Below are 8953 nucleotides of genomic sequence, written 5' to 3'. Positions count from 1 at the left end.
TACTAGGAGTAGGAATATTTGCTGTTTGGCAGTATTTTAATCAAAGACCATACGAAACGGCTACTGAAACAAGAGTAAATAATATTTGTTATAAAGATATTACTAAAAAACCTCTTGTTATAGGCATTATAACTTCACCCAAGCAGTATTCAGAATTTAAAATATACTTAAAAAACCAACTCGGTTCTCAAGCCAGAGATGTAGTAGTTGAAGGTAACTCTGAAATTACATATAAAGAAGCTCAAAATAATATTTCTAAAAACAAATGGGATATCGTGTTTGCCAACTCACCCATGAATGGAATGCGAGCTAAAGATAATAGCTACAAATGGTTAGCTCGAATGTATCCTAAGTATCCATTTACTTATGAATCAGTTTTATTTGTTAAGTCTGATAGTCGAATTAAGTCAATTGAAGATATTAAGTCTACAACAACTATCGCTCTTGGAGATTTCAATTCAGCTTCAAGCTTCTATATGCCTGCCTATAATTTATATGGAAAATCTATGATTGTAACAGCAGGACATAGAAGTAGTAAAATTCGAGAGCTAGTAGCTAATAAACAAGCAGATATAGGAGCAGTTGTATACACTACAATCAAAGATGATCCACAATTCCGAGTAATTGAAATTAGCAGAGAAATTCCCAGCACAGGAGTTTACTTATCTCCAAAATTAACTCCTACTGTTCAAAAGCAGATTCAAAACATTTTAGAAAATGCACCTAAAAAAATTAAGGAACAGGCAAACTACGATACAGGAAAAGAGCCAGACTATAAAGAATTTAGAACCATTGCATTAAGAGTAGATCAAGTTTTGTCTTGCGCTAATTTTAGTAGAAATCCCGTACAATTTTTTTGTAACGCAACATCTCAAGGGATTCTAGGACGGGTGGCTGGTTTCACCAACCAGGGTAATGCAATGATTCGATTACGATTGGAACGAGAAAATCATAAAACCTGCCAAGTCTTTGTTTCTTCACAAACACTGAACAAAATTACGGATGGTAGCTCACCAGAAATTATTAACAGAAAACAAGTCAATATATTGGAGTAAAGCCAATAGAACTAGAAGACGGCAGTTGTCAACTAACAATTGAAAACCCTACTCAGTTAGTAGTGTTACAACCCTAGAGTTTAGCCTTTTAAACTCCCTAGTGATTAGCGTAGGCATCGCCTGTTTTTATCTTGCCCCCGTTATTTCATTTTTGGTCTACTTTGTCAAGGCGTGAGTTCTGACGAATTACGAATTAGTAATAGACATCTGGTGAAATTAAATATACCTTACCCAGAACCCTTTTAGAGACGTAGCAGTGCTACGTCTCTACATTCTTTTTTGGAGATGTCTAATGATGTTGAGTGCTTTTGGCAATTTGGCATCCAAAATTTTTCTCTTGCAGTTTTAATTGAGATATCAGCAGGGTTACAGGGGCATTGAGAAAATTCTACAAGGGATGGATTCCCGTCTCAAAAATCCCACCCAACGGCCAGTTGTTGATGCCCACGCTCTCCGAACCACCTTAAGGTGGATGCAGCGCAAGCGTCATCGCTTCACCACAACTGGCTAGAAATCAAACAGAAAACACATAGTTAGCCAAGGAGATCATACCAAAGCGATCGCCACCATTTATTTAACCTGTAGCTGCTTTAGTTTATTATTTGCCGATAGTAGTAACGCTTGAGCTTTCAGATAGGCTGTTGTGCCATTTTGCACCTTTTCTAATTGATTAATAATACTCTGCAATTGACTCAACACACGATTGCGCTCGACATTATCAGCATTAGCAGGAATTGAAGCCAGCAAGCTTTTTATTTCTTGTTGCGCCGACTCCAAAGCCTCCCCAGCATCTGCCTCAGCTTGCCGCCTAACCTTAACTTGACCTAAATTAGCCTCATAAATTGCTAATAACTTTTGTGCCTCGGTATAACCCGCCACATCTTTTGAAGGAATCTCTTTGAGCCGCTCAATTGCCTCTATCCACAAATTTTCTATCTGTTGCCATTCAGTTACGGCGTGCGGCGGATTTTGACCAGCTTTGGCGGCTTGCCAGGAAAATTGCCGTGCTGCGGTGATTAAGGCACTGATGCGATCGTTTTCAGCACCGATGCGATCGTTCTCAGCTGCCAATCCAACAACTTCCTGAAACTCACGCTTATAATTATCTAGTTGATTTTGTACAGTTTTTCCTGCCAGAGTTTGGCCAGGAATCTGCTCGAATTGATTCAGCGCCGTTTGCCAAGCAGCTGTTGCAGTCTGTTTATCAATTGGTGTTGCAGCCTGTTCATATTGCTGTTTTGCATTTAAGAAGCTCTGCATATTATCAGTAAGCAAAGACTGAGCATTCTTTTCCTGAAAAACCTGAGCTTCTAGCTGCCCAACTTTACTCCGAAATGCATTAAAACCATAGATACTGAACCGCGAGTCATACCACCAATACCTGTATTCTGACCAATCGTTGACAAAGGAAGTTGGTAACTTATCTAGATGTTTTTGTGTTTCTTGTAGCTTCTGTTCTCCCAAAGCCAAATCAGCCGGACTAGTAGCTTTTTCAATCAATTGTTCAGCTTGCTCGACTGATACCAACGCCAGCCGATAATGATTATCCATGCTGATGTAGCTGGGTAGCAACAAAAAAGGCGCATGGAGCATCATCGGACGGCGAATCACCGGATAAGGCTGGTTCGCCACCCAAATTACACCAACGGGAATGCCTATAAGTATTGCTATCCAAATAAGTCTACTACCTATACCCCGCTTGGCTTTGCTATGTAGTTGTTGAGGGGATGTTTTGATAACCCGCCCCTGTAACTCGATTTCATGCTCTAATTCAGCAAGGTTTTTGGGGGTTGATGGTGTTGTAGGTTTCTTTCGCACTACAGGTTGAAGGCTGGGAGCAGACGAATCTATCCCAGAGCTATTTGGAGCATTTTTACGTAAGAAAATCAAGTTTATTTTGTCTAAAAAAGCCATATTTATATCCGCTACTACGTTAAGTATTCCCAAAAAACACAGGAAATACGAACAATAGATGGTTTTGGCTTTTGACACGAATTATGCTCTTTCCTAACCAGAAGATGATGGATTTAAAAAATTGTCCTGATTATGGCTAACCCTGGCTTTAAATTTGACAGATGATATCGAATTTGTTTGAGGCACATAATAGCAAATCTGTACAGTATACAAGTTATAAATTACGATGCAATATAAAGATTAAATGACTCTTAAATCGTGTAATCAGGTACTCTCGCATCTTGCTTAAGTCTGATATCTTCCTGAGAGCAGCTTTGTTTTCAGGTAGGTTGATGAGTCGAATTAATGGATTTGTCGGGCGACGTGATTTCTTAAAATTGGCCAGTGTGGTAGGTATTGCGGCTACTGCTTTTGGTGATAGCTTTTGGAATCCAAAGCAAACTGTTGTTGCTGATATTCATCCAGTTAACCCTAATCCAATCAGTCCGAATGAAGCCGTCAAACGCTTGCTTGATGGTAATCAAAGATTTATCGATCAAAAACGTAAATATCCCGATCAATCATTAGAACATCTGCGATTAGTTGCTAAAGCTCAGTATCCCTTTGCCGCGATATTAGGTTGTGCAGATTCTAGAGTACCTGCGGAAATCGTCTTCGATCAAGGACTTGGAGATTTATTTGTCGTCCGAGTTGCTGGTAATGTCGTCAGTGACACGGTTATAGGTAGTCTGGAATATTCTACAGTAGTATTGGGTTCGCAATTGATTGTGGTTTTGGGTCATAGAAGATGCGGTGCAGTAGCAGAAGCAATCAAAAACCAACCACTTCCTGGCAGAATTGGTTTGATTATTGAGGGCATTAAACCATCTCTAGAAAGGGTAAAGTTAAGAACGGGTGATAATATGCAGGATGCAGTTATAGCCAACATTCAATATCAGACTGAAAAATTACAGGAAAGCTCAACAATCTTAGCCAAATTGCTCCGTGAAGGTAAACTAAAAATTGTTGGTGCTTGTTACGATATTGATACTGGTAAAGTCAACATTATTACTTGAATATCTCACACATTTTAGAGGTAGGATTCTTAGTTTAATGATGTTGCCAAAAATTATTATTTATAAAATATTTTTTATTGAGAATCTTGAAGATTAATCAAATTTATACTCAACTTAGAAAAATATTCCTTATACCGTCTCACAAAATACCCGTTACATATACATTGGTAAGGGCGTACAGATGTCTGCCCCTACAGCCGATACATTTGTTGCAAAGATTTTTGAAAATGGTATTGGCGATCGCCTGGGTTGGTCTACGCTAAGGTAAACTCACAAAAATTCAGAAAAACCTCAAAGCAAGGCACAGTCGAAGCTTGTAACAAATAAACCCAGCAGGGGCCATATAACAAAGCCGCCTGCCAGGAAGGTATAGTATATTCTGGCCATGTTTGATTAGGTTAGCGCTTATTTCTAAAAAATAATTGCGTATCCCTAGATACAATAACTAAATCCTTTGGAAAACACAGTTAAGAAAAGTTACTAAATAGGTTAATTTACAATTAAATCTAATAATTTCCCGAATTGGGAGATGAAGACACGGGGACACGCAAAAATATTTCCCAATGCCCCATGCCCCATAATATAAGAAAGCGCTTCACACTTCTTAAATAATCACATTTATTAGAACAATGGCGAGAGACTTGCGGGGATTCATTAAAATTTTAGAAGAAAAGGGACAATTACGGCGAATTTCAGCTTTAGTTGACCCAGATTTAGAAATTGCTGAGATTTCCAACCGAATGCTGCAAAAAGGTGGGCCAGGGTTGTTGTTTGAAAACGTCAAAGGCGCTTCCTTCCCGGTGGCGGTGAATTTGATGGGAACTGTGGAAAGGATTTGCTGGGCGATGAATATGCAGCATCCAGAGGAGTTGGAAACTCTGGGGAAAAAATTGAGTATGCTGCAACAGCCAAAACCGCCGAAGAAGATTTCTCAAGCGATAGATTTTGGTAAGGTATTGTTTGATGTGCTGAAAGCGAAACCAGGGTGGGACTTTTTCCCTGCTTGTCAGCAAGTTGTGCTTCAAGGTGATGATTTAGATTTACATAAGTTGCCTTTGATACGTCCTTATATTGGTGATGCTGGCAAGATTATCACGCTGGGACTGGTAATTACCAAAGATTGCGAAACGGGTACTCCAAATGTAGGTGTGTATCGTTTGCAACTACAATCTCAGAATACGATGACGGTTCACTGGTTATCGGTGCGGGGTGGGGCGAGGCATTTGCGAAAAGCGGCCGAACGTGGGAAGAAATTAGAAGTTGCGATCGCACTTGGTGTAGATCCTCTAATTATCATGGCAGCTGCCACACCCATACCTGTAGATTTATCAGAATGGCTATTTGCTGGACTTTACGGTGGTTCTGGTGTGCAGTTGGCCAAGTGTAAAACTGTAGATTTGGAAGTTCCCGCAGATTCGGAATTTGTCTTGGAAGGGACGATTACACCAGGAGAAGTTTTGCCAGATGGACCTTTTGGCGATCACATGGGTTATTACGGTGGTGTAGAGGATTCGCCGTTGGTACGCTTTGAGTGTATGACGCACCGGAAAAATCCGATTTATTTAACAACATTTAGCGGTCGTCCACCTAAAGAAGAAGCGATGATGGCGATCGCACTCAATCGCATTTATACCCCCATACTGCGGCAACAAGTATCAGAAATTGTTGATTTCTTCCTACCAATGGAAGCTTTGAGTTACAAAGCGGCGATTATTTCCATTGATAAAGCATATCCGGGACAAGCGCGACGGGCGGCTTTAGCGTTTTGGAGTGCTTTGCCACAATTTACATACACAAAATTTGTCATTGTTGTGGATAAAGACATAAATATTCGCGATCCGCGTCAGGTGGTATGGGCGATTAGTTCCAAAGTTGACCCAGTGCGGGATGTCTTTATTCTGCCGAATACACCTTTTGATACCTTGGATTTTGCCAGTGAGAAGATTGGTTTAGGTGGACGCATGGGAATTGATGCGACTACAAAAATTCCGCCAGAAACAGACCATGAATGGGGTTTGCCCTTGGAATCTGATCCAGATGTGGCGGCGATGGTAGAAAGACGATGGGCGGAGTATGGTTTAGCAGAGTTGCAGTTAGGAGAAGTTGACCCAAATTTGTTTGGCTATGATATGAGGTAACGTGTTAGATAGAAACTGGTAAAAATCTCTGCTGGCTATCAGCTGAACTGATTTTTATCAGCCAAAGTTACCCACAATTACATCTCTTTTCAGGTAAATAAATCACGCACTAGGTTTACAGCAATGCTGTATCTTTACGACAGATGTGGTTCAAATAAATCAAAACTGCTGTAATAAAATATCAGAATGAAAAAGCTGGAGAACATAGCCTGATATAAATATCTCTTTGATCATCAGCAAAAGACCTTCTCCCATGAAGTATTCTGGTATTATCAATCATTAAAATATCGCTTTTTTGCCACGAAATTTCCGTGGTTATTTTTTCAGCAATTTCATTAAGTTCAGAGACAACCTCATCAGAAATATCCGAATCATCCTCAAAATTAAGAATCTTTGGGCTTAACTGTTTTGTGGGCAATAGGCTATTAATAAATACCTGATGTTTTCCACATCTGCTTGGGATAATGGCTGGAGAAATGTATTCAAGCAGAATCGATTGATCATCATTTACTGTCAGATGCGTATTGTTCTTCTGAAATATTTCTTCTAGGGTATTCAAATCATCTGTTTGGTATTTTTTCTGCCAGTCCTGTTGAGATATCTGAACAGTAAATTTTAACTTCTTTTTGCTGAATAACTCTTTGGTTGAACTACTAATTTCATTAAAAAATTGTCTGCCATCACATACCGTAGTTTCACCATCTTCTAATGGGGGATTAGCACAGAAAAACCACAGCATAAGTGGGATATTCTGCTGATAATACATTTCTCCGTGCAATTTAATCTCAGACTTAAAATCATTTACGCTTAAAAGAGTCTGATCTCCATTAATTACCCTTCTCCTGAATGCACCACCAGCATAATTTATAAAATCGATACTCAAGAGATTGGTAAATTCTTTAAAAAGGTTAGTATCAACATCAAATCCTCTAAAAAGTAAGACTCCATTAGATTTAAACAGGCTAATAATTTCTTCTTTGTCTAATTCTAAAATACTAATATTATCGAGATTAATAATCTCTTGAACTATGCTATGTAATATGGGCTGTGTCTTGGTATTCATATAACTTAATAAATCTTTGTCTAAATTTGAACTCACTGTTGGCGTTAACTACACCATATATTGACATTTTAATACTCAATCATGTCGTTGTGTTGCATCCATCCGCGTAGGCGTAGCCCGTCGTAGACATCGCAGGACTAAGTTTTGTAAAATTAAAAGTATTATTACAGTATTAAAATCCATTTTAGAGACTACGTTACAAAGTTAAGCCTAATTTGTTTGGGTAGCTTCTGAGATAGAAATAAGACTCCAATCTTAGGTAATGATGCCAAAAAGTTGAACAAATTATGACAAAACAAGTGAAAAATCTAGGATCAAAGTTAGTGATAGGATTTGCATTCAGTTGTATTAGTGTGATGCTCAATACAGGTATGGCTAATCAAATAGGTTTAGCGAAATCAACTAATTCTCAAAAGTGCGATCTTTTTGTCTACGTTACTGATATAGATTCGCAAGGTTTAAATGTGCGGAGTGGTGCAAGTACAAGTAACACAATTCTAGGACAAATACCCATCAACGAGACAGTTCAGGTTATTGGTGCTGTTGGAAATTGGGTGCAGATTACTAATGCTAGTGATGGTTTTAAAGGAACTGGATGGGTATTTGTGCCAAAGTTAGGCTTAACAACGCGGGGCTATGGTACTAATGGGGTGGATTTATATGCTAGTACTAGTGAACAAAGCCAAAAAGTGAGAAGGATTCCTGCTAATATGGCTGTCAAATTGTTAGGCTGTCAGGGAGATTGGGCGCAGGTGGAATATCAAGGTGTTAAGGGTTGGTTGGTAAAGGAAGATCAATGTGGTGCAGCCCTTACTAGTTGTTCTTAGAACCTCACCCCCAACCCACTAAGAGCAAGCGAGGAGGGGGCTATGAGAATTACTTTTAAAATTTTGGTTTTGAGATATTTGTTATGACTTATTCATTTCCAGGAATGAACCCGCATTTAGAAGATCCTGCATTATGGCCAGGAATACATGGGAGACTAATAGTAGCGATGTCTGACGACAAGCTGCTTCTCTTCGAGACGCTTCATATCAAGAGAAACGCGAAGAAGTATTAGCCAGTCGTAGTAATTTAGTTAAAATTGATTTACTGCGTAAAGGTGAACCCATGCTAATGATGGGCGATGATATTCAGAGTCACTACCGAATTTTAGTTTGTCGTGGCGATCGCCGTCCTTATGCTGACTTATATGCTTTTAATTTACCAGATATAATTCCACCCTTTCCCCTGCCTTTGCGTGCTGGAGATACGGAACCAGTTATAGATTTGCAGACATTGTTAAATGAGGTATATGATATCTACGGTTATGATTTGGTAGTAGATTACAGTCAACAACCAGTACCAGCATTGTTAGAAGCAGATGCAGCTTGGGTGGATGCGCTGCTGCGGGAGAAGGGTTTACGGTAGAGCAACTTAATAGGGATTTGAGATTTCTGCCACTCAACTGGGAATACTAAACTGAGATTCCCTTGTAAGGTAAGACTGGATTCCTAAAAACATGAACTCGATTACACTACAAAAAGCAAAACAGGCTGTATTTATAAAAATTTCTAATGTATTGCAGCAGCTATCTAAACTTGTACTTTGTATTTTACTCGCATCGATTCTGAGTATGACAGAGATGATGTTACCTAGGGCGTGTCATCAATTAAGCCAGATAACAGTAGCAGCAAGATAAATTGCACCAAGAAAGTTTATTGCTCGCTTATCATAACGTGTAGCGAT

General features: G+C 39.2%; 7 protein-coding genes and 1 pseudogene. 6 read left to right on the top strand and 2 right to left on the bottom strand.

The features are described 5' to 3' along the window. Positions 1-1055, top strand: a 1055-nt coding sequence (locus V7K15_RS16315) for a phosphate/phosphite/phosphonate ABC transporter substrate-binding protein (RefSeq protein ID WP_334906672.1), incomplete at its 5' end; no start/stop codon positions are given. Positions 1056-1625: 570 nt separating this feature from the next. Here the strand turns inward: V7K15_RS16315 and V7K15_RS16310 are convergent. Further along, the gene (locus V7K15_RS16310) at positions 1626-2969 is read right to left on the bottom strand and encodes a hypothetical protein (RefSeq protein ID WP_334906670.1); all 1344 of its coding nucleotides are present in this window, start codon (positions 2967-2969) and stop codon (positions 1626-1628) included. A gap of 332 nt (positions 2970-3301) precedes the next feature. On the opposite strand from V7K15_RS16310, the gene V7K15_RS16305 reads away from it, so the two are divergent. Together V7K15_RS16305 and V7K15_RS16300 are read left to right on the top strand one after the other, a co-directional pair. Then, positions 3302-4024, top strand: coding sequence for a carbonic anhydrase (locus tag V7K15_RS16305; RefSeq protein WP_334906668.1), 723 nt, complete (start codon positions 3302-3304; stop codon positions 4022-4024). A gap of 629 nt (positions 4025-4653) precedes the next feature. After that, positions 4654-6162: a UbiD family decarboxylase gene (locus V7K15_RS16300; protein WP_334906666.1), complete on the top strand. Its 1509-nt coding sequence runs from the start codon at positions 4654-4656 to the stop codon at positions 6160-6162. Positions 6163-6343: 181 nt separating this feature from the next. Here the strand turns inward: V7K15_RS16300 and V7K15_RS16295 are convergent, their stop codons facing one another. After that, positions 6344-7225, bottom strand: coding sequence for a TauD/TfdA family dioxygenase (locus tag V7K15_RS16295; protein ID WP_334906664.1), 882 nt, complete (start codon positions 7223-7225; stop codon positions 6344-6346). 287 nt (positions 7226-7512) lie between these two features. Here V7K15_RS16295 and V7K15_RS16290 point away from each other — a divergent pair, with 287 nt between their 5' ends. The 3 genes and pseudogenes from V7K15_RS16290 to V7K15_RS16280 form a co-directional block, all read left to right on the top strand. After that, positions 7513-8052 (top strand): SH3 domain-containing protein, encoded by a 540-nt coding sequence (locus tag V7K15_RS16290; protein ID WP_334906662.1) that lies wholly within the window; start codon positions 7513-7515, stop codon positions 8050-8052. A gap of 83 nt (positions 8053-8135) precedes the next feature. Continuing rightward, positions 8136-8285 carry a DUF4058 family protein gene (locus tag V7K15_RS16285; protein WP_334906660.1) on the top strand — a complete coding sequence of 50 codons (150 nt, stop codon included), beginning with the start codon at positions 8136-8138 and terminating at the stop codon, positions 8283-8285. Then, a pseudogene (locus V7K15_RS16280) lies at positions 8261-8635 on the top strand (DUF4058 family protein); the annotation flags it as partial. The gene V7K15_RS16285 and the pseudogene V7K15_RS16280, both read left to right, overlap by 25 nt. Positions 8636-8953: the final 318 nt, after the last annotated feature.

The sequence above is a fragment of the Nostoc sp. genome, assembly GCF_036919815.1.
GTDB lineage: Bacteria > Cyanobacteriota > Cyanobacteriia > Cyanobacteriales > Nostocaceae > Nostoc.
This window is presented reverse-complemented; position numbering and strand designations above follow the sequence as displayed.

Coding starts and splice junctions, on each gene's coding strand:
- V7K15_RS16300 (WP_334906666.1), top strand. CDS start 4,654: ATGGCGAGAGACTTGCGGGGATTCATTAAAATTTTAGAAGAAAAGGGA.
- V7K15_RS16310 (WP_334906670.1), bottom strand. CDS start 2,969: ATGGCTTTTTTAGACAAAATAAACTTGATTTTCTTACGTAAAAATGCT.
- V7K15_RS16290 (WP_334906662.1), top strand. CDS start 7,513: ATGACAAAACAAGTGAAAAATCTAGGATCAAAGTTAGTGATAGGATTT.
- V7K15_RS16295 (WP_334906664.1), bottom strand. CDS start 7,225: ATGAATACCAAGACACAGCCCATATTACATAGCATAGTTCAAGAGATT.
- V7K15_RS16285 (WP_334906660.1), top strand. CDS start 8,136: ATGACTTATTCATTTCCAGGAATGAACCCGCATTTAGAAGATCCTGCA.
- V7K15_RS16305 (WP_334906668.1), top strand. CDS start 3,302: ATGAGTCGAATTAATGGATTTGTCGGGCGACGTGATTTCTTAAAATTG.